The organism is Psychrobium sp. 1_MG-2023, from assembly GCF_030689115.1.
GTDB lineage: Bacteria > Pseudomonadota > Gammaproteobacteria > Enterobacterales > Psychrobiaceae > Psychrobium.
The window spans coordinates 1-20946 of sequence record NZ_JAUYVJ010000046.1 but is presented as its reverse complement, the minus strand read 5'-3'; the positions used below and the strand labels follow the sequence as shown (position 1 = coordinate 20946).

General features: G+C 41.1%; 20 protein-coding genes. 9 read left to right on the top strand and 11 right to left on the bottom strand.

The window, feature by feature from the left end:
* Positions 1-120: 120 nt before the first annotated feature.
* The 6 genes from rpsO to rimP form a co-directional block, all read right to left on the bottom strand.
* Positions 121-390 (bottom strand): 30S ribosomal protein S15, encoded by a 270-nt coding sequence (rpsO, locus tag Q8W26_RS17090; protein WP_101215710.1) that lies wholly within the window; start codon positions 388-390, stop codon positions 121-123.
* 282 nt (positions 391-672) lie between these two features.
* On the bottom strand, positions 673-1611 hold the full coding sequence (truB, locus tag Q8W26_RS17085) for a tRNA pseudouridine(55) synthase TruB (RefSeq protein WP_101215709.1): 939 nt from the start codon (positions 1609-1611) through the stop codon (positions 673-675).
* Complete coding sequence (gene rbfA / locus Q8W26_RS17080; protein WP_101215708.1) at positions 1611-2003, bottom strand: 30S ribosome-binding factor RbfA; 393 nt, start codon at positions 2001-2003, stop codon at positions 1611-1613. Before rbfA ends, truB begins: the two co-directional genes overlap by 1 nt.
* Positions 2004-2102: 99 nt before the next feature.
* Complete coding sequence (gene infB / locus Q8W26_RS17075) at positions 2103-4766, bottom strand: translation initiation factor IF-2 (RefSeq protein ID WP_101215707.1); 2664 nt, start codon at positions 4764-4766, stop codon at positions 2103-2105.
* 23 nt (positions 4767-4789) lie between these two features.
* Positions 4790-6286, bottom strand: coding sequence for a transcription termination factor NusA (gene nusA / locus Q8W26_RS17070; protein ID WP_101215706.1), 1497 nt, complete (start codon positions 6284-6286; stop codon positions 4790-4792).
* Positions 6287-6324: 38 nt separating this feature from the next.
* Complete coding sequence (gene rimP / locus Q8W26_RS17065) at positions 6325-6780, bottom strand: ribosome maturation factor RimP (protein WP_101215705.1); 456 nt, start codon at positions 6778-6780, stop codon at positions 6325-6327.
* 536 nt (positions 6781-7316) lie between these two features.
* Here rimP and Q8W26_RS17060 point away from each other — a divergent pair.
* From Q8W26_RS17060 to Q8W26_RS17050, 3 genes are all read left to right on the top strand, one after another.
* Positions 7317-9389, top strand: coding sequence for an LruC domain-containing protein (locus Q8W26_RS17060; RefSeq protein ID WP_305473830.1), 2073 nt, complete (start codon positions 7317-7319; stop codon positions 9387-9389).
* Between the two features lie 10 nt (positions 9390-9399).
* Entirely contained in the window at positions 9400-9897 is a 498-nt protein-coding gene (locus Q8W26_RS17055) for a hypothetical protein (protein ID WP_101215703.1), read from the top strand.
* Between the two features lie 166 nt (positions 9898-10063).
* Positions 10064-11248 (top strand): hypothetical protein, encoded by a 1185-nt coding sequence (locus Q8W26_RS17050; RefSeq protein WP_101215702.1) that lies wholly within the window; start codon positions 10064-10066, stop codon positions 11246-11248.
* Between the two features lie 61 nt (positions 11249-11309).
* On the opposite strand, the gene Q8W26_RS17045 is transcribed toward Q8W26_RS17050, so the two are convergent.
* Entirely contained in the window at positions 11310-12230 is a 921-nt protein-coding gene (locus Q8W26_RS17045) for a LysR family transcriptional regulator (RefSeq protein ID WP_101215701.1), read from the bottom strand.
* Between the two features lie 148 nt (positions 12231-12378).
* Between Q8W26_RS17045 and Q8W26_RS17040 the strand changes: the two genes are divergently transcribed.
* The 4 genes from Q8W26_RS17040 (at position 12379) to Q8W26_RS17025 (ending at position 15281) form a co-directional block, all read left to right on the top strand.
* Positions 12379-12774, top strand: coding sequence for a DoxX family protein (locus Q8W26_RS17040; RefSeq protein WP_101215700.1), 396 nt, complete (start codon positions 12379-12381; stop codon positions 12772-12774).
* Positions 12775-12833: 59 nt separating this feature from the next.
* The gene (locus Q8W26_RS17035) at positions 12834-13679 is read left to right on the top strand and encodes a pirin family protein (RefSeq protein ID WP_101215699.1); all 846 of its coding nucleotides are present in this window, start codon (positions 12834-12836) and stop codon (positions 13677-13679) included.
* Between the two features lie 72 nt (positions 13680-13751).
* On the top strand, positions 13752-14744 hold the full coding sequence (locus Q8W26_RS17030) for a glutathione S-transferase family protein (protein WP_101215698.1): 993 nt from the start codon (positions 13752-13754) through the stop codon (positions 14742-14744).
* 231 nt (positions 14745-14975) lie between these two features.
* A complete protein-coding gene (locus Q8W26_RS17025) occupies positions 14976-15281 on the top strand; it encodes a DUF2007 domain-containing protein (RefSeq protein WP_101215697.1) in 306 nt (101 codons plus the stop codon).
* Between the two features lie 94 nt (positions 15282-15375).
* On the opposite strand, the gene Q8W26_RS17020 is transcribed toward Q8W26_RS17025, so the two are convergent.
* The 4 genes from Q8W26_RS17020 to Q8W26_RS17005 form a co-directional block, all read right to left on the bottom strand.
* Positions 15376-16461, bottom strand: coding sequence for an MBL fold metallo-hydrolase (locus tag Q8W26_RS17020; RefSeq protein ID WP_101215696.1), 1086 nt, complete (start codon positions 16459-16461; stop codon positions 15376-15378).
* 294 nt (positions 16462-16755) lie between these two features.
* On the bottom strand, positions 16756-17049 hold the full coding sequence (locus tag Q8W26_RS17015; RefSeq protein WP_101215695.1) for a HigA family addiction module antitoxin: 294 nt from the start codon (positions 17047-17049) through the stop codon (positions 16756-16758).
* Complete coding sequence (locus Q8W26_RS17010; RefSeq protein ID WP_101215694.1) at positions 17049-17351, bottom strand: type II toxin-antitoxin system RelE/ParE family toxin; 303 nt, start codon at positions 17349-17351, stop codon at positions 17049-17051. Before Q8W26_RS17010 ends, Q8W26_RS17015 begins: the two co-directional genes overlap by 1 nt.
* 422 nt (positions 17352-17773) lie before the next feature.
* Positions 17774-18760: a transposase gene (locus Q8W26_RS17005; RefSeq protein WP_305473827.1), complete on the bottom strand. Its 987-nt coding sequence runs from the start codon at positions 18758-18760 to the stop codon at positions 17774-17776.
* A 319-nt stretch (positions 18761-19079) separates the two neighbouring features.
* On the opposite strand from Q8W26_RS17005, the gene Q8W26_RS17000 reads away from it, so the two are divergent.
* The gene (locus tag Q8W26_RS17000; protein ID WP_101215692.1) at positions 19080-20099 is read left to right on the top strand and encodes an endonuclease/exonuclease/phosphatase family protein; all 1020 of its coding nucleotides are present in this window, start codon (positions 19080-19082) and stop codon (positions 20097-20099) included.
* A gap of 10 nt (positions 20100-20109) precedes the next feature.
* Positions 20110-20559: a hypothetical protein gene (locus tag Q8W26_RS16995; protein ID WP_101215691.1), complete on the top strand. Its 450-nt coding sequence runs from the start codon at positions 20110-20112 to the stop codon at positions 20557-20559.
* Positions 20560-20946: the final 387 nt, after the last annotated feature.

The window sequence follows — 20946 nt, the reverse complement described above, 5'->3', positions numbered from 1 at the left end:
GAACGGTAAAGCCCAGACCTCAACGTTATGCTAGAAATAAAAATGCCGCTCACCTTAAGTGAACGGCATTAAACCTAAAAGGTTCCTTTTTTGTGTCATAGACACTCTTGAACTAATCGATTAACGACGTAGACCAAGTTTAGCGATTGTTTCTTGGTACTTAGTAACGTCTTTACGCTTTAAGTAATCAAGTAATTTACGACGGCTAGAAACCATGCGTAAAAGACCACGACGTGAATGGTGATCGTGGATGTGCTTCTGGAAGTGACCTTGTAAGTGGTTGATTTGTGCTGTTAATAAAGCAACCTGAACTTCAGAAGAACCAGTATCGTTTGCATCACGGCCGAATTCTGCGATGATTTCAGCTGTTTGAGTAGCGCTTAGTGACATAATAAACTCCAATGTTTATAAGATTTAAAGAAATATGTAGCCGATCACTAATTCAGCTACATTCGAGCGCGCAATGATACCAGCAAGGCAGTAAGTTACAAGTATTTTATTAGCCTTTTGTCTTTATTGCGTCTTAATAGACAAAGTTAAACCTGATGCCCCCTCCATAATCACTCTCCAGCAGAGGCTGATACCGTTGCCGTGAAATAAAAAAGGCTTCTCAAACATTAATGTCTGAGAAACCTTTCTTCAATTCAAGTGATAAAGCATCAACATCGTTATTTAGCTATTTTCAACCACTAACCTTTTCGGTTGAACTCGCCCTTGATTGTCAATCACGCCAACACCGATAAAGCGTTGTTCATCACCAACCACCATGCGCACTAATTCGCCTTCAGAGAAACCATCAACAGCTACCGCGTTACCATGCAGCGCTTTAACACTCAGTTCATCACTGATGTGTGCTTGCGGGAAATCTATCACAGCCGTGTCCATTGGTAACAACAATGGGTCAAGGTAAGTTGACGGAGCGACCTCTTCCTCTGTTGCTTGGTCTAACAATGCTTGCAACTGTTCTAGTGTCACCATCTTATCTTGCGGATAATGTGCAACCTCTAGACGACGAAGCATGGTTATATGCGCGCCACAACCCAGCATCTCCCCTAAGTCGTCAATAATGGTTCGAATATAGGTACCTTTACTCACATGTAGTTCTAACTCTAGTTCATCACCTTCATGGCGAATAAACAAGAGTTCAAACACGTTAATTTCACGTGCTTCACGCTCGATCTCAATGCCCTGACGAGCATAGTGATACAACGGTTTGCCTTGGTGCTTCAATGCAGAGAACATTGATGGCACCTGCATAGTTTTTCCTCTAAACGAGTCTAGCTTAGCCATTAATGTTTCTTCACTAAACTCAATTGGACGAGTTTGAACTACTTCACCATCACTATCACTGGTATCGGTACGTTCACCCAATTTAGCAATAACACGATAACGTTTATCTGAATCGAGTAAATATTGTGAGAACTTGGTTGCTTCACCTAAACAAATAGGCAGCATCCCCGTCGCTAACGGATCAAGTGCGCCAGTGTGCCCTGCCTTTTGCGCAAAGTAAATACGCTTTACTTTTTGCAAAATATCATTAGAACTGTGCCCTGTCGGCTTATCTAATAAAACCACACCATCTATCGCGCGACCTTTACGTTTACGCGCCATTACTCTTCTCCTGACTCTCGTTCAGGATTTTTAGCGTTATCGTCACGGACAGCTTGATTAACTAAGCTAGTCATACGGATACCTTCGCTTAATGACTTATCGTAATAGAACTTAAGATCTGGCACGATGCGCAAACGCATTTGACTACCCATTAATGAGCGGATATAAGGTGCAGATTCATTCAATAGTTCCAATGATTTTTTGATTAACTCAGCATCATCATGTAACTGTGTAAAATACACCTTAGCGTATGACAGGTCATTTGACAGGTCTACGGCATTGATAGTGATCATACCAAACTCGCTGGCTTTAATTTCACGCATCACAATTTGCGCTAATTCTTTTTGTAACTGCTGTGCAACACGGCGGCTACGGCTAAATTCTCTAGCCATTTATTTCTCCCAATTTTACTGAGCAACCTCAATAAAATTTAATTTTATAAACACAGATGGGGGCTAAGTAGCCCCCATCTCATCTTTATTATCTAATGATTATAAAGAACGTTTGATTTCAATGACTTCAAATACTTCGATTTGGTCACCAACTTTAACATCGTTGTAGTTCTTAACGCCGATACCACATTCCATGTTATTACGAACTTCTTGAACGTCATCTTTAAAGCGACGTAGAGACTCTAGTTCACCTTCATAAATAACAACGTTATCACGTAATACACGGATAGGGTTAGTACGCTTAACGATACCTTCAGTTACCATACAACCAGCGATTGCACCAAACTTAGGTGAACGGAATACATCACGAACTTCAGCTAGACCGATGATTTCTTGCTTGAACTCAGGCGCTAATAAACCACTCATCGCAGACTTAATTTCGTTGATTAAGTCATAGATTACGCTGTAGTAACGCATATCTAAGTTTTCGTTTTGAATCACTTTACGAGCCGTTGCATCGGCACGAACGTTAAAGCCAAGCATGATAGCGTTAGACGCTGCTGCTAGTGTAGCGTCAGTTTCAGTGATACCACCTACACCGCGGCTAATAATGTTAACCTTAACTTCTTCTGTAGATAGCTTCTCTAGTGAATCGGCGATTGCCGCTAAAGAACCCTCAACGTCAGTTTTAAGAATAACATTAAGCTCTGAACACTCACCCGCAGTCATGTTGCTAAACATGTTTTCTAGCTTAGCTTTTTGCTGACGTGCTAGTTTAAGGTCACGGAATTTACCTTGACGGTAAAGTGCAACTTCACGTGCTTTACGCTCATCACTAACAACAGTTGCTTCATCACCCGCTTTAGGTACAGCAGATAGGCCAAGAATTTCAACAGGAATACTTGGACCAGCCGTTTTAATATCACGGCCATTCTCATCACGCATCGCACGAACACGACCGTACTCTAAACCACAAAGGATGATATCACCGTGGTTTAATGTACCTTCTTGTACTAGTACTGTGGCAACTGGACCACGACCTTTATCAAGACGAGATTCAATAACAACACCAGCAGCATGACCTTCGTCAGTTGCGCGTAGCTCTAACAGCTCAGCTTGCATCAAGATAGCTTCTAATAGCTCATCGACGCCTGTACCTGCTTTTGCAGAAACGTGACAGAATTGAACATCACCGCCCCAATCTTCAGGAATAACGTCAATAGCAGAAAGTTCGTTCTTAACACGATCAGGATCTGCGCCTTCTTTATCCATCTTGTTAACTGCGATGATAATCGGAGCGCCAGCAGCTTTAGCATGCTCAACCGCTTCTTTAGTTTGTGGCATTACACCATCATCTGCAGCAACAACAATGATTACAACGTCAGTCGCTTTAGCACCACGTGAACGCATCGCTGTAAACGCGGCGTGTCCAGGTGTATCTAGGAAAGTGATCATCGAACCATCTACATCGACGTGGTATGCACCAATGTGCTGGGTAATACCACCCGCTTCGCCCGCAGCAACTTTTGCTTTACGGATGTAATCAAGTAATGAAGTTTTACCGTGGTCAACGTGGCCCATGATAGTAACAACAGGTGCACGAGATTTCTTATCGCCTTGGTCACCACGTTCAGAAAGTACTGAATGCTCTAATTCGTTTTCGCGAACTAGTACTACTTTGTAGCCCATTTCTTCACAGATTAGCTCAGCAGTTTCTTGATCAAGAACTTGGTTGATAGTCGCCATAACGCCCATCTTCATCAGGTTCTTAATAACCTCAGTTGCTTTAACTGACATCTTAGAAGCAAGTTCACTCACTGAAATCGTTTCACTTAAACGAATATCAGACTTAGCAACAACCGCTGACTTATCAAAACCTTGTTTGATAGACGTCGGAGCGCTTAGTGTACCTTTCTTACCACGACCGCGGTGAGCTGGCTTAGCTGCTTCTTTTTTGCCTTTCTTCGCTTTCTTCTTACGACCGCGAGTTTCAGCTTGACTATCTTGCTTATCTTCAGCTTCACGAGCATAAGTAGAAGAAGTCGTATGGTAATCAGCTTTTTTCTCAGCTTCCTTACGTGCTTTTTCTTCTTCAGCCCAACGTGCCGCATTTTCTTCAGCAAGTTTTTTCGCTGCTGCTGCTTCTTGTTCAGCAGCCGCTTTAACGTTTGCAGCAAGTAGCTCTTCTTGACGACGCTTCAGCTCTTCTTCTTCCTTAGCAAGTTGCGCTGCTTTAGCCGCTTCTTCAGGATCTTGTTGAGCTTTTTCTTCTGCTGCTTTAGCTTCTGCCGCCGCTTTAGCTTTCAATGCTTCTTCTGCTTTCGCCTTCGCTAACTCGTCAGCTTTCGCTTTCGCTTCTGCAGCCGCTTTCGCTTTTGCTGCATCTTCTGCTGCTTTCGCTTCTGCTGCCGCTTGTGCCGCTTCTTCAGCTGCTTTTGCTTCTGCTTCTGCTTGCTCTTGTTCTGCCGCTGCATCACGTTTTACGTAAGTACGCTTTTTGCGTGTTTCAACAGCAACCGTACGGCTCTTTTCACCAGAACCCACTTTTAGTGTTGATTTACTTTTACGCTGTAACGTCATTTTCTTTGGCGCAGCTTCTGCTCCGTGCTGACCAGCTAAGTGCTGAAGTAAGGCTTGTTTTTCATCTAATGACACACTGTCATTTTGGTTTTTCTTAAAACCAGCTTCTGCTAATTGTTCGATAACACGCTCTAATGGTGCACCGATCTCATCAGCTAAGCTTTTAACTGTTAATTCTGACATATAATTCTTTCCCCTTGCCTTACTTATTCTTGCTCATCGCTAAACCAGCAAATATTACGAGCAGCCATAATAAGCTCGCCAGCCTGTTCAGGCGTTAATTCTTCAATAGCTTCTAGGTCATCTACACCTTGCTCAGCAAGATCTTCAAGCGTAACAACACCTTTACTTGCTAATACAAATGCAAGGTGACGTTCTAGACCGTCTAAGCCTAATAAGTCTTCAGCTGGATGTGCACCATCTAATGACTCTTCAACTTTTAATGCTTTCGTTGTTAATGAGTTTTTAGCGCGTTCACGCAACTCATTGACAAGATCTTCATCAAAGCCATCAATCTCGATTAACTCATGTACTGGTACATAAGCAATTTCTTCTAATGAAGTGAAACCTTCTTCAACTAGTACCTGTGCAAAATCTGCATCGATATCTAATTCAGCAGTGAAAACATCAATCACTTTACTATCTTCTGCTTCATGCTTCTCTTTTAGCTCTGCAACTGTCATCACGTTTAGATTCCAGCCAGTTAGCTGACTTGCTAAACGAATGTTTTGACCATTACGGCCAATCGCTTGTGCTAAGTTATCTTCTTCAACCGCTAGGTCCATGCTGTTTTCGTCTTCATCAACGATAACGCTAACAACTTCAGCTGGAGCCATTGCATTGATAACAAACTGAGCTACATTGTCGTCCCAAAGCACGATATCAACGCGCTCACCGCCTAGTTCGCCAGATACCGCTTGAACACGAGAACCACGCATACCAACACAAGCACCTACAGGGTCAATACGCTTATCGTTACTTTTAACCGCGATTTTAGCACGAGAACCAGGATCACGAGCAGCGCCCATGATTTCTAGCATTTCATCACCAATCTCAGGCACTTCAATGCTAAATAATTCTACTAACATGTCTGGGTGAGTACGACTCACACATAATTGTGGGCCACGGTTGTCTTCTTTAATTGTGTAAAGCAAACCACGAACACGATCACCCGGACGGAATGATTCGCGCGGTAAGCGGTCATCTTTATAGATAATTGCTTCAGCGTTGTTACCTAAATCGATAATGATACTTTCACGGTTACTTTTCTTAACCACACCAGTCACTAATTCACCAACTTGGTCACGGTATTCATCAACAACCATTTCACGCTCAGCTTCACGTACTTTTTGTACGATAACTTGCTTAGCCGTTTGTGTTGTAATACGGTCAAACTCAATTGATTCAATTTGGTCTTCGATGTAATCGCCTAACTGAATTGACTCATCATCAAATTGTGCAGCTGATAATGTGATTTCAGCTAATGGGTTTTCCATTTCTTCGTCAGCAACAACTAACCAACGGCGAAAAGTGTCGAACTCACCTGTTTTACGGTCAATATCAATACGAACTTCAATCTCTTTTTCAGCTTTCTTTTTTGTCGCACTTGCCAGTGCAATTTCTAACGCTTCAAAGATCTTCTCACGAGGCACGCCTTTTTCATTTGACACGGCCTCTGCAACTAACAATATTTCTTTGCTCATTTATGTTGCCTCTTACCCTTATTTTTAAAACTTAACTTTTAAAATTGTGGAACAATATTAGCTTTTTTAACGTTAGCTAATGCAATGGTATATTCTTGTCCATCAACTTTTAACGTAACCATGTTACCGTCAACACTAACGATTTCGCCTTTGAATTTACGACGACCGTCTGTTGGCATAACAGTTTGTAATGTAACGATTTCACCGATACGGCTGCTGTAGTGGTGCGCTTTAAACAGCGGACGATCTAAGCCTGGCGATGAAACTTCAAGATTGTATTCAGTCGTGATTGGGTCTTCCACATCAAGAACAGCACTAACCTGGTGACTTACTTCTACACAGTCATCAACGTCAATTCCATTTTCGTGATCAATAAATAAGCGTAAAATTGAATGTTTTCCGGCACGAATATATTCAATACCGACTAATTCGAACCCTGCCGCTTCTACAGCTGGTTCAAGCATTTCTGTTAAGCGATTATCAATGGTAGACAACACTCACTCCTATAAAAAATTTTGGTCTAAAACAAAAAAAGGGCTAAAAAGCCCAGTTTAAAAGCGAACTATCAATTCGCTTGATGTTAGTTCTACACGCTAAAGCATGTATTAGGGTAATAAAAAACCCCACATAAAAGCGGGGTTTAAAACTGGACCCTGTTATCAGGGTTACCTGATAGCCACTGGCAGATGTTGCTTGCCTGTGGGCTTGATATCTCAGTCTTTGTCGCTTATTTCAAACGTAAAAATACAAGATACTTGTTTAATGGCAAACATTATACGCCAGCAAATAAAAGATTCAAGGTATTAACGCCTTTTTGTCACTATATGCTGTCTAATAGCCAACTAATTTGTAACCTGGGCTAGTCTCAATCTAAGAATCTCATAGTAAGTGATATTGCAAAATATCATGCAAATTGCATCTTTATTTCAGAAATGCTCGCCATCAAAAAAATTAAGTACTTAAAAATCATAAATTTAATTTAGGCACGTTTCATGCTGCTACCTAATAGATTAACAGAGGGGAGCACATCATGAGAATATCAATAGGGCTCATGGGCCTGATTTTTTTATCAACGTTTAACGCCATTGCGGAGCCATTTGCCACCTGCCCATCAAAAGCATTTTTGATTCAACAATCAAAAGCGAACCTGTTTGGTGTAAACCTTGCCACCGGTAATTCACAAACTCTCTCATCCCAGATGAATACCTCAGGGAAAGTTAACGCAATAGGTTTTAGTGTTCATGACCGCTTTCTTTATGGCTTTGGCTATGAAGCAAACACGCTGGTTAAAATTGGCAGAGATTATCAAGTCCTCCCAATCGATGGGATCACGGGTTTACCCAACATTAGTTTCTATGTTGGTGACGTTGCTGTGTCTGATAACGCATATTATGCCTATCGCCGAGGAGCCAGCTATGGCCTTTATCGTATTTCCCTTGATAGTGAAGATCCAACCTATAAACAAGCAACTCAGATCATTGACGGTGCAGCTCTCGACCTCAGGATCTATGACTTTGCATTTCACCCGCTAACTGGGTTGCTCTATAGTGTCGATAGCAACGGTGACCTTCATCAACTAGACCCGACGACAGGGTCGAGTCAATTATTAGGCAATGTGGGTCAATCAGGCACCTTCGGTGCAGTCTACTTTGATGCTTCCGGCAAGTTCTATATTAGTCGCAACAGTGATGGATACGTTTTCAGAATTAATGTAAGTGAAAGCTCACCTACTGCAGAGCTATTTGCTTATGGACCATCATCATCGAATAATGATGGCGCACGTTGTGCGACAGCGCCACTAGTTGACGATGATGACACCAGCATTGATTATGGTGATGCCCCATCTAGTTATGGCACATCCCTTGATGATAACGGTGCACGGCATGCGCTTGATTTGAACGGTTTATACCTTGGCACAGCGGTTAGTGGTGAAGCAATCCCCAATGTCGATGACGATGATGATGGCGTTGCTTTTGTCACAGGCTTTGAAACCGGACTTGAAACTATTGTCATAACGAGCGCTTCAGCCGAAGGCTTTCTCAACGCGTGGATCGATTGGGATCATAGCGGCACGTTCGATGAAAACGAACAGGACATTGAGGCAGCACCAGTCATCGCAGGAACTAATATCAGCACCATTAATGTACCGATTTCCGCAGTTGTGGGCCAAACTTGGGTGAGGTTTCGTGTCTCGGCTGAATCAGAAATGTCCGCCACGGGAGGAGTCGATAATGGCGAAGTCGAAGACTACCTTATTGATGTAACAAGTAATGGTGTAAGCGTTCAGGCCTATCCAGGAGGGGTTGACTGGGTTACCTTGGCTTACGAAGACTTTTGGCCACAAAAAGGCGACTTTGACTTTAATGACTTAGTGTTAAATTATCGTACTAAAACTTATGTCAAAGAGGATCAAGTCATTTCCTATCAAGTTGAAGGTGAAATCACCGGTGTTGGCGCAAGTTATCATAACGGCTTTGCCGTTAGGCTACAGGGAGTTGACGCCTCAAACATCGACACCGATAAGATTCACTATGAAGTAGCCAATCAATTGCAAAACACTAACCCTGTTGAGACTGGACGCGATGAAGCAATTATCATGATTGTGCCTGATGTTTGGGATCATGTTGTACTACCCGCAGGTTGTGAATACTTCCGAGTCCAAACTAATTGCCGTGATATCAATAAAGTCTATTTCAGAGTGAGATTACCGTTGATAACACCTATCGCTCAAGCGAATGCGCCGTCAGGGTTACTTGACCCTTTCATCTTTGCTGCTGCAGGTCACTATCATGGCCCTCATATTAGCAATGGAAATACCCGAGGTTGGGAGGTTCACCTTAAAAACCAAGCACCAACCGAAGCGTTTGACGACAGTTTATTAACCACGGGAGATGACTATAGCGACCCCGACAAGTCACTATATTATCAAACAGATAACGGCTTACCATGGGCATTAAAGATCGGTGATGCATGGGCTCATCCCATTGAAAAGGTTGATTTACTCAACGCCTATCCATCCTTTGAAGCATTTTCACAAACGAACGGTCTACAAAACCCAACATGGTTTAATAACCCAACCGCTCAAAAGACAATTGAACAATAGGTGAATGATTATGAATTACTCTAAAACTATCCTTGTTGTTACTCTGCTCTCTATTACATCATGTGGCGGAGGTGGAAGTGATGAATCAGCCACTGCGCAACCAACAATAAGCCAGACACCAAGTACACAGCCAACGGAGCCACAAGTAACAACCACACCAACAAACTCCGCTCAAGGGGCGACAAAAACGACTGATTTAATCATCGAACCTGGATTTTCCTTAACCTCAGATGTGGAATTACAGATTGATGTGTTTCTACCCGATCTCAATGAACGAGCCTATTTAAATGTGTGCCCTGCACCGCCACAAGGCATTAACGTTAACTTTGAGAGTTGCTTATTGAGAACCCCACTCAATAACGGAGTCTTCAAACAAACAATTTTACTGAGTCAGCCACAAGTTAAACTTGTCGCCCAAGTTTGGCTTTACACTCAAGCTTCCCCTTTTAAGGAATACGAGTGGCAATATACCTCTGGGGAGCTGCAACCAACTTTCAGCCTAAGGTAAAGAACAAGGCGGCTATTTTAATATGGATTTAGTCGCCTTATTTCCGCATAACAACAAATGATGCTGACCAATGAAGTCTAATCAAGCCATAAAGTTAAAATTATACTTTATCCTCAAATAGCAGAGCAGGTACACTAAGGATACAACAACAATAAAAGAATCTATAATGAACAAACTTCTTAAAACATCAGGCCTTGCTTTGGCCCTTGCGTCACTCTTAGGTTGCCAATCAACGATGAACAAACAAGTTAGCCTAGCCCTAGACCCTGAAGAGCAACGCGTTAGCCAAGCTCAACAGCAATTCCCACTTATCGCCAATCGCTATCAACAACGATTAGATCTACTGTTAGCTCAATTAGAGCAATACAGTGACTTTGATTCAAAACACAAAGCGGTCACCAACATTGCAGGCTCATTATGGACAAGTGCGAAGGTTGATTTAAACACATTAAATGACGCCGATGACCGTGCACTTTATTGGGCGCGATTAAATGGTCGAGCACTGATCAAACAAAACGCCGCGGCTTTACCTCAAGCACAACAACAAGAACTACTTCAAACATGGGAAGATAACTCTCGCGGACTTAACGATATAAGTTATCTACCCAATAAAAATATTAAACGTATCTTTGTCACAGGTTTTGATCCCTTCTTGCTCGACCGTAACCTAAACCAAAGTAACCCATCTGGTGTTGCTGCAATGATGCTTGACGGAAAAATAATCGAGCTAAACGGTGTCAAAACTCAAATTGAATCGGTGATGATCCCTGTACGGTTTGATGATTTTGACCAAGACTTAATCGAACGAATCCTGACACCATTAATGCAAACAGAGCAACGTATCGATTTAATCGCCACCATCTCAATGGGGCGCGAGCATTTTGACTTGGAACGTTTCCCTGGTAAACGCCGCTCGGCAACGATACCCGGCAATAGGAATGTCATCACAGGCGCAAGCCCAACTAATCCTCTTGTTCCTTTACTAAACGGTCAATATCACCAAGGCGATGAGTTTGTTGAGTTCTCACTGCCAGCAAAAAAGATGCAACAAGCCAAAGGTCCCTATCAAATCAATGATAATCACCAAGTCACGACTCTTGAGAATGGTGAGTTTAACGCCAAAAATTTAGCTCAGCTAGAGGGTCAAACCTCTGTGCAAGGCTCTGGTGGTAGCTATCTATCAAATGAAATATCTTATCGCTCTATTGCACTGCGCGATAAATTAAACTTAACCTTACCTGTGGGCCATATCCATACCCCGCGCATAAAAGCCTTTGAACCGCAAAGCTCTAAGCATATTGTGGAGCAAATTACCGAAATGCTAAAACAAGCCTCATTGACTTTTAAGTGAGTTGTCTATCATTCAAGTATCACACTTTATCAGGGCACTGCTAAAAGCAGTGCCTTTTTATTTAATACTCATCCCAATACGGCTTATCGCCAAAACGCTGAGCGATAAAATCAATTAACGCACGACAACGTTCAGACAAAAATCGAGTTTGCGGGTACACGGCATAAGCATTAAGACCTGGTAACTGAAAATCATTCATTAACGTCACCAGCTCCCCTGATTGAATTGCTTCATAAGCGATAAACGTAGGTAAAAAGCAAAGTCCTTTGCCGTTAATCGACATCGACTTTAGAAAATCACCATTGTTTGCCGTGATCACGGTATTGAGTTGCACTGTATGTATTATGCCGTCTTTATCGGTCAGACTGACCTTACCTTGGCTTGTTCCGGTTTGCCCTAGATTGGCGTATTGTAAAAAGTCTTGATTGTGAAGTTGTTCTACTGTTTCAATTTCTCCGCGCTTAGCAACGTAATCAGGGCTGGCACATAGCACATGATGAATAGGAGTTAAGCGTCTTGCTTTTAAACTAGAGTCCTTCAATTCAGCAATCCTGATTGCCAGCTCATAGCCTTCCGCGAGTAGATCAATATGCCTATCAACGAAATCAATCTGTAAATTCAGCTTTGGGTGAAGTTTAGAAAACTCATCAATCACTGGCGCTAAATGTAATAAACCAAAAGATAATGGCATCGTTATTTTTAGTTTCCCCGATAACGATGTTTTCACTTCTTGTGTTTGTGCGTTTAACTCGGCAACCTCATCGATAATGGTCATTGCGCGTTGATAATACAAAGAACCCGCTTCTGTTAACGTTGATTTTCGTGTCGTCCGTGACAACAACTGAGTCCCTAAGCGAGTTTCTAAATCTTTTAAGCGCTTACTGACTGCTGATTTAGCCATACTTAACTGGTCTGCTGCTTTGCCTATTCCACCAGCGTCGACAATACGTACTAACAACGCCATGTCTTCTAGTTGCCCCATCTTGCATCCCTTATCTGTTAAACCAAAACAACATTGTTCTATTTTAGTGAATTATTATTTACAAATATTACTGTTTATTGAAATTTAATCAACAACTAAAATTTACTTATCGAATCGCTAATCACATAAAATACATTGGAGAAACCTTATGAGTAATAACACAGTAATACAATCAATCAGCGCACCAGCAGGCCGTCTATTTCTAGCAACTATCTTCTTTATGTCAGGCTTAAGTAAAATCTCATCGTATGCCGGCACTCAAGGATACATGGAAGCAATGGGAGTGCCCGGTATGTTACTGCCAATCGTTATAGCCCTAGAAGTTTTGGGCGGCCTAGCGATTATAGTGGGTTGGCAAACCAAGCTTGTCGCAACCGCATTAGCTGGATTTAGCGTTATTTCTGCGGTGATATTTCATGCAGATTTTTCTGACCAAATGCAAATGGGCATGTTTATGAAAAATATTGCAATTGCGGGCGGTTTTTTAATGCTAGTAGCCCAAGGTCCTGGTGCTTATGCGTTAGACAACCGCACAACAAGTTAAATCAATGTTCCTTCAACAGACATCGACACTTAACACTAATCATACATCAGAGGAACACCATGAGTAACAGAAGCTTAATTCACACTTATTCGGGCATCAACACCGCAGATGGTGACGGCGTAAAGTTAACACGCATTATTGGTTCACCTGATTTAAATATGCTTGATCCCTTTTTATTACTCGATTGCTTTGAAAGTGATCAAGCACAAGATTATATCGGCGGGTTTCCAGAACACCCTCACCGCGGCTTTGAGACGGTAACGTATTTACTCAATGGAAAAATGCGCCATAAAGATAATGCAGGTCATGAAGGTGTTATTGAACCAGGCGGAGTGCAATGGATGACAGCTGGTCGTGGCATTTTACATTCTGAAATGCCAGAGCAAGAAAATGGCCTACTACAAGGCTTTCAATTATGGGTCAACTTACCTAAATGCAACAAAATGACAGCCCCTGATTACCAAGAGTATTCACCACAAAGCATCACCACTGAACGCTTAAAAAGTGGGGGGAGTGTCAAAGTGATTGCAGGTAAAACAGATCAGGGCACAATTGGACCTGTCCGAAATAATTATGTCTACCCTACTTATATGGACATTGAGTTATCTGCCCAAAGTGAGTTTAAACAATCGCTAGCCCTAGGCCACAACGCATTCATTTATGTCCTTGAAGGCCTCGTTCAAATTATAGGAAACAATGAACCAAAAACACTGAAGGCAAAAGGCCTTGGTATTTTATCCGATGGGGATGCCGTTCACTTGGCAGCAAAGGAACAATCAACTCGGTTATTACTCATCGCAGGACAACCACTGAACGAACCCGTTGCGCGTGGAGGCCCCTTTGTAATGAATACTCAAGCTGAAGTTCGCCAAGCGTTTTTGGATTATCAACGTGGGCTTTTTTAGCCCACTAACAATGATACAGCCCGCTAACTCATATCAATCATCACAACACATTAATTATTTTGGAGTAAACTCATGGGATTATTAGTCGACGGAAAATGGCATGACCAATGGTACGACACTAAAAAATCAGGCGGTCGATTCGAACGCACCACACCTAGTTTTCGCAATTGGATCACTGCTGATGGCAGTGCAGGACCTTCTGGCACAGCCGGTTTCAAAGCAGAGCCTAATCGCTATCATCTCTATGTATCACTCGCCTGCCCTTGGGCACATCGCACAATGATTTATCGTAAGCTAAAGGGCTTAGAAGAGATGATTTCAATCTCTATCGTTAACGCTTACATGGGTGGGCAAGGCTGGACCTTTGCCGAAGGTGATGGGGTGATTAGCGACCCAATCTTTAATGCACAGTATGCACATGAAATTTATACCGCGGCTCACGCGGATTATACCGGTCGAGTCACTGTTCCTATTTTATGGGATAAACAAACGCAGACTATTGTCAGTAATGAGTCTTCTGAAATCATTCGTATGTTTAACTCCGCTTTTGATCAAGTCGGTGCTCTGCAAGGTGACTTTTGCCCACCGGAGTTATTAAGTGAAATTGATGAGCTTAACGATTTTATTTATCCAACGATTAATAATGGTGTTTACCGTGCAGGGTTTGCAACAACGCAAGAAGCCTATGACGAAGCGGTCATTGAACTATTTGATGCATTAGATGTGATAGAAAAGCGCTTAGCCTACCAACGATATTTAACTGGTAATACTATTACAGAGGCAGACTGGCGATTATTTACTACCCTAATTCGCTTTGATGCTGTGTATGTCGGCCACTTTAAATGTAATTTACGTCGCATTGCCGACTACCCTAACCTCTCTGGCTATGTACGCGATTTATACCAAGTGGAAGGGATTGCTGACACCGTCAATATTGAATACACCAAAGCGCATTACTACGGCAGCCACGAGACGATTAATCCAACGGGTATTATTCCCAAAGGGCCCTATTTAGATCTTACACGCGCCCATCATCGCGACAAGTTAAGTGAACAGATAACCTAATCAATTTCGCCCGGTATATCGGCGGCGAGCGTGAATACCTTGAGAAGCATTGGTATGAAGTTAAGCGTTAGTGGTGGCTAACCACTAGTAAACCTACAAAGACAAGTTTAATGAAAGACAGAGAGAACTCACTGACCTTTCATTATGTGACCCACAGGGGTAAGCTAACCAATTACATACCTTAAGTGAAAATAGCTTAAGTAAACATAGCTACCCCTACGGATACTCAATATGAAGTTAATCTACAGTAATGAAAATAGCTTTCTAGTCAATAACATGAAAAACCTTGTCGAAGCGCAGCGTATCGAGGTGTTTGTTAAAAATGAATTTGCGCAAGGCGCATTAGGCGAGATTTCAGTTTTTGATGCATGGCCTGAACTTTGGGTAGTTAATGACGCCGACTTTGACCGAGCAATGACAATTGTTGATGCGTCACAAAATCAAAACCATGGCAGTGAGTGGTTGTGCCAAGGCTGTTTTGAAAAGAACGATGCGGCCTTTGAGGTGTGTTGGCAATGTCAACGCGAGAAAGCATAGCTCCGTGAATCCTCTACCGAAGCTATTAGTTTCTAATGCAAATGACAACACTGACAGTAAGACGTTACTTACAAAGCGTTAGTTACCATTAAATTTACAATTTCACCTGCTCACCTTCATTTAAAATATATAAAGGTATATTAGAGTTCAATTGATCTTTCATATGTAATAAACGAAACAATGCTGAGTGCGAAGTACGATCGCCCATCTGCCAACTCGCATTACCATAACCCCACGGGATCATCACTTTACAATTGAGATCAGTTGCAGCCTGTAGTGCATCTTCTGGGGTTGTATGTACTTTACGATACCATTTAGGGTGCTCTTCGCTAAAATACGATGCGATCGGTATTAAACAGACATCAATATCACCATATCTTTCTTGAATATCTTTGAAGTGTGGCGAATACCCCGTATCACCTGCAAAGAATAATTTTTTGCCTTGATACTCTAGCACCCAGCCTCCCCATAGCGTGGCATTATGATCTTCATGAATAAATGGCACCAAGATACGGCTACTAAAATGATGTGCGGGCACAAAATTAGCGGTCACTTGACCTAACTGTTTGCTGCTATACCAAGCCATTTCAGTCACATCATAACCATCTTCAGGAAATTGCTTTGCAAAGCCTAATGGCGTTAGAAATTGAGCACTAGAGCCGATTTTTGCAATATCATCTTTATTAAAATGATCATAATGAATATGCGAATACATCACCGCAGCTGTTTTATTGAGCACACCCGCGCTGAGCTGTGTTGGCAGGTTACGATTAAAGCCCTCACTTAAACGAAACGCCCAATTAACTGGCCAATCAAATTGCGCTGAAACCGGATCAAATAAAAACTGTTGCCCATCAGCGGTATTAATGACAAAGCTAGCATGCCCTAACCATTGAATAGTAAAGCCTGCCTCTAAATTAATTGTAGGCTTTGAGCCGACATACTCACAGCCTTGCATTGATGATTCACATTGAATCAACTCACTTGGTGGGTAGCAATCTTTCTGACACGTTGCCGGGTAGTCTGAAAACTTGCCATAGATATTAGCGAACCTATCTTGATACCCTTCAATGTCACTATGCTTTACGACAGCCTCTTTAGGGCTAATTGTTTCAATGTTATTCGCCGTACTACACCCAGCGATAGCTAATGCCACTAAACTTACGACTAATCGCTTCATCTAAATTCCATGTTAAAAATAAAATAGTTTAACAAAATTAAGAGGTTTTATAACCACCCCAAAAGAGCCACTGATTTCATCTGAGATCTTCTATATATGCAACGTTCAATGATATTTAATTGTTGCTGCGTTGGGCCGCTTTAATACACATCTCAATTTGCAGCACTATGGCTATAAGTTGGGGAACGCTCCCATTAGACGTGAACAATGCAGGCGCACTTTGTTGCGCCTTTTGCTTTTGCAACGAATGTGAATTCATTGCGGATCAGCCTTTATAGGCTTGTTACATTTCGTTTACGCTATTGCAAAGTTGACGGCGTGTACTCGAGTTAGATTAACATTCTGCTTTGCATGCCAAAGATCATAATTATCTTGCAACGAAAGCCAACTCTCTGGTGAACGTCCTAGTGCTTTAGATAAACGAAGTGCCATTTCTGGTGAAATTCCACTTTGCCCTTTCAATATACGATTTAACGTTGATGATGCTACATCAAGTTGTTTCGCCAAGAAACGACAACTTAGGCCAGATGGTTCCAGATAAAGTTCATAAATGAACTCACCCGGATGTGGTGGATTATGCATACTCATTAGTGATAGTCCTCGTAGTTTAAGATAAACGCATTGCCATTAATGAATTCAAAAGTGATGCGCCAATTTCCATTTACGGTGATAGACCAAATTCCATCTCGATTACCTTTGAGTGGATGAAGCTTAAAGCCAGGTAAATTTATATCTTCAATTGCTTGAGCGGTATCAATTGCTGCCAGCTGCATTCTCAATTTTCTTTGATGTTTAGGCTGTATTCCAGAAGTACTTCCTGTTTCAAAGTATTTCTTCAGGCCCTTATGTTTAAATGATTTGATCGCCCAAAAGTGTAGCGCGGTGCGCATCACAATTCAAGGCAACTCAGATTAATCAGAAATGTAACACAAAAGGGACAGGCACTCTTTTCCGTTTACTATAAAAGGAATAGGACAAGTAGATATAAAAGGGACAGTCACACCTTTGCCAAGTAATCAGACTTGGCATTTAAGCTGTTGCAGTTTGATAGGACAAGCAGAAGTAGCATGGATGCTATTTAACAGCCACCATGGCTGCATCCACGCTCAAGTGATAATTACGACAGAAAGAGGACAGGCTTAAACATAGAAGCTTCACTTTGCCCTTCTGTTCTCTTCAACATTAAATATCATATTAAAACAAAGCACAAAATTAATTGTAAATTACTTTAATACGTCACAATTTTGTTGTGTCAGACATTACTAGCTAACCCTAAAGAAGTCACTATAATTTTATGCTTAATATTAGACGGTTAACCAACACCCTTATACCAACAACGGCCATGCATTTCTGCACAATCTCTAAGCCTAAATTCACCACCAGCGAAATTACCATACTGACGCCTAAACTCTTTTACGCTTTGTAACCAAGCGTCACTATCAATGACCAACGCGTCTAATATTTTCGGTTCATTATCGCTTATATAGCCATTCTTCTTAGGATCGATATGACGTCCACTCCAATCAACTAACTCAAAATAGTCAGCATAGGAAAACGGCAACGCTTTCGAATCGCCTGTTGCAGTAAAGGGCAATAGCGTCAGTGGCTGAACATGGGGGTGGTAGTCTGGTTTCGGTTTATTTTTATGTTGTTGATATGACTTGAACTGCTTTATACGCTCTTGAATTGAGGTGAAATCGCTTTGTTCAAGGCTCTGTGCAGCACCTGCTCGGATGGGGTTTAAATCAACATAGGCCATGCAGCTTAAAAGTGCTGTTTCATCAAGCAAGGCTTGTGATTTGAATCGTCCCTCCCAAAACTTACCTGTACATTGATCTTCTTTATTCGCCCGGCGCGATATATGCTCGTTTAAGCATTTCATAAACCATGAAATGTCATATAAACGCTCTCGCCAGCACTGGATTAGCGCTTTAATTTGTATCATTTCACCCTGCGAACAAGCGCCATGAACTAAATAATTGTCAATTAATACATGACCATTAAACAATTGATACCATCGGTCAATCACTTCATTCATCGACCAACTATCAACAGCACCTTTATCGACTTGTAACACCAAGTGATAGTGATTGCTCATGATGGCATAGGCGGCAATATTGATTGAAAAAACAGATGATAAGAACTTAATCCGTTTGATAAGCCATTGCCGCCGATGGTCATAATTTTTGTTATTGTATGGGTCATTACCACATAAAAAACTACGCCGCACACAACGATTAATCACGTGATAATAAGGTGTAGCATTTAAGTCAATTAACTGGTTTCGTGCGCGAGTCATAGTTGCTATCCATAGCGAGAAAATATAACCCTAGTAGAGGTTTTTAATTTCACAACTTATGAGCACAAATTTATGACTGTCCTTTTGTTTATAGATGTTAGTAAACCTATCCTGATAGCCTTCAATTTTACTGTATTTGACCACCGCTTCTTTCGGAGTAATTGTTTCAATGTTATTAGCTGTGCTACACCCTGCGATAGCTATGACCATTAAGCTTACGACTAACCGCTTCATTGTAATTCCATTTTAAAAATGAAATAGTTTAACAAAACTGGAAGAAGATCAAAGGAGAGTAAGCGTCAGGTTAACATAATATTAGTTGATCTCTTATATCGTTCAAATTACATTACTGCTTAAAGTGACGTTAATATTAAAATTTGTGATAATACTGATAGATACATTGTATCTTACTTTTGGAGAAATAAAATTAATGTTGTTGTATAACCTAAGAATGGCTTGGTGGAATACAGCATTATCACCAGCAGCCCCAAAAGCCAGCTCGAAAGCCAACCAAGGAACGTATGCGACAATATGTAAACACATCGAAAAGCTAATTACAGAATTGTCTTGTGATTTAATTGCAATTTGCGAGGTCTCGTCTGACGATGTCGCATATATTAATACATACTTGGGCTCACGTTTAATCGATATAAAAATGCTAGACTTAACGTGTAAGCTTGGCAGAACAAGGTTTGATATTGCTGTTATTTATAATACTAGAAAAATTCATTTAAGCCATCTGCATTATCTGTCAAAATCTATCACTGGTAATACAGTTAAGGCTGCACAGTTAGTTGAAATTGTTAATTTGGATGATAATAAAAGGATCCATTTATTTTTATGTCATTGGGCTAGTCGCCTTCATGGTGGAGAAGATCGGAGGAAATCAGCAGCAACAATTGTTTATTCATCTGCGCAAGCATTAATGTCTCAAAATGAAGACGTTATCGTAATGGGCGACTTTAATGATAATCCCTATGATGAAAGCATACGGAATCATTTAAATGCATCTCGCTGTCATGATGCAGTTAGGAAATACCCGAATGAGTATTTTTATAATCCATTCTGGAGAAGTGTTGTGTCAGAAAAAAAGTATAATCACTTAGCTGATAATGAGGCATTTAGATCAGGTACTCACAAATACAAAGAGTTTCAAGGTACTATATGGCACACATATGACCAAATAATGTTTTCCGGTAGTTTTCTAGGGAAAGGGACTTGGCATCTAAACGAACAAAGCACCAAGGTCATAGAGGAAGTTGGTTTTATCAATGACTTTGAAAATAGGGGTAACTTAATTGACCACTTGCCTATTATGTGTGAAATTACGAGACCATGAGGAGTGAAATATGTCTTTAAACTTTGACAAGTTATTGCAGAAAGGAAAAATAGCTGCTGACAACGTTATTCAGAATGAAGCTGAAATAGATGATATCCTGAAGGAGTTACAACTTTCTCTGAGTAATTTTTTAAATCTTGAAATAAAGTTTCTAGAACTCATTGAATATAAAACTGAACCACAGCCGCTGGGGAAGATAAGCTTTTACCAACCACGAGTAAAAACAGGCTTTAAAGAGGTTCATATCTCATCTGATAATATCGATTTTTCATCCGAGATTTTTAAAATTAAACGCTCGGATGAGGTCTACCCTGTTACTATTGTTAGAGGATTAAATCACTCTGTCGCAGATAACAAAGATGAACTATCATTGGCAATCGGAGAAATCGTATCGAATGCCCAATTTCACTTACAACTAAAATCATTTTTAAATAAAGTTAATAATTCAAATAAATCATAAAGAACCGAAAGCCGCTGCTAAGCGGCTTTGTACGTCTATGCCTCTCTTTAATTTAACCCGTTAGCTTTCCTCTAGACACAATCTGAGAATAAAAAACAGAATAAAAAAGGACAGTCACACCTTCTTAATAAAAGTGTTGTTTTGGAGCCGCACTAGATGAATGCACAACCTCTTTCATTCACATGACAACGCTTGCTTACTGTACCTGCGGATTTATTTCTGCAATAAAGCAAGCTCCTGAATTAAACACTTTCAGGGCGACAAATAATTTTATCTTGAGACAACAAAAAAGCCGTAGCTCATTGGTAATCCTCCCCTAAAATAATCGAAGTCAAACGTAGAATTTTCTCGTATGCTAACTGCAAGGAGATTCACATGAAAAAAGCA

Bases quoted from the DNA above. Each gene is read 5' to 3' on its own strand.
- Q8W26_RS17025 (WP_101215697.1), top strand. From the start codon at position 14,976: ATGAAGTTAATCTACAGTAATGAAAATAGCTTTCTAGTCAATAACATG.
- rbfA (WP_101215708.1), bottom strand. From the start codon at position 2,003: ATGGCTAGAGAATTTAGCCGTAGCCGCCGTGTTGCACAGCAGTTACAA.
- truB (WP_101215709.1), bottom strand. From the start codon at position 1,611: ATGGCGCGTAAACGTAAAGGTCGCGCGATAGATGGTGTGGTTTTATTA.
- Q8W26_RS16995 (WP_101215691.1), top strand. From the start codon at position 20,110: ATGTCTTTAAACTTTGACAAGTTATTGCAGAAAGGAAAAATAGCTGCT.
- Q8W26_RS17045 (WP_101215701.1), bottom strand. From the start codon at position 12,230: ATGGGGCAACTAGAAGACATGGCGTTGTTAGTACGTATTGTCGACGCT.
- Q8W26_RS17005 (WP_305473827.1), bottom strand. From the start codon at position 18,760: ATGACTCGCGCACGAAACCAGTTAATTGACTTAAATGCTACACCTTAT.
- nusA (WP_101215706.1), bottom strand. From the start codon at position 6,286: ATGAGCAAAGAAATATTGTTAGTTGCAGAGGCCGTGTCAAATGAAAAA.
- Q8W26_RS17020 (WP_101215696.1), bottom strand. From the start codon at position 16,461: ATGAAGCGATTAGTCGTAAGTTTAGTGGCATTAGCTATCGCTGGGTGT.
- infB (WP_101215707.1), bottom strand. From the start codon at position 4,766: ATGTCAGAATTAACAGTTAAAAGCTTAGCTGATGAGATCGGTGCACCA.
- Q8W26_RS17055 (WP_101215703.1), top strand. From the start codon at position 9,400: ATGAATTACTCTAAAACTATCCTTGTTGTTACTCTGCTCTCTATTACA.
- Q8W26_RS17050 (WP_101215702.1), top strand. From the start codon at position 10,064: ATGAACAAACTTCTTAAAACATCAGGCCTTGCTTTGGCCCTTGCGTCA.
- Q8W26_RS17060 (WP_305473830.1), top strand. From the start codon at position 7,317: ATGAGAATATCAATAGGGCTCATGGGCCTGATTTTTTTATCAACGTTT.
- rpsO (WP_101215710.1), bottom strand. From the start codon at position 390: ATGTCACTAAGCGCTACTCAAACAGCTGAAATCATCGCAGAATTCGGC.
- Q8W26_RS17030 (WP_101215698.1), top strand. From the start codon at position 13,752: ATGGGATTATTAGTCGACGGAAAATGGCATGACCAATGGTACGACACT.
- Q8W26_RS17010 (WP_101215694.1), bottom strand. From the start codon at position 17,351: ATGCGCACCGCGCTACACTTTTGGGCGATCAAATCATTTAAACATAAG.
- Q8W26_RS17015 (WP_101215695.1), bottom strand. From the start codon at position 17,049: ATGAGTATGCATAATCCACCACATCCGGGTGAGTTCATTTATGAACTT.
- Q8W26_RS17035 (WP_101215699.1), top strand. From the start codon at position 12,834: ATGAGTAACAGAAGCTTAATTCACACTTATTCGGGCATCAACACCGCA.
- Q8W26_RS17040 (WP_101215700.1), top strand. From the start codon at position 12,379: ATGAGTAATAACACAGTAATACAATCAATCAGCGCACCAGCAGGCCGT.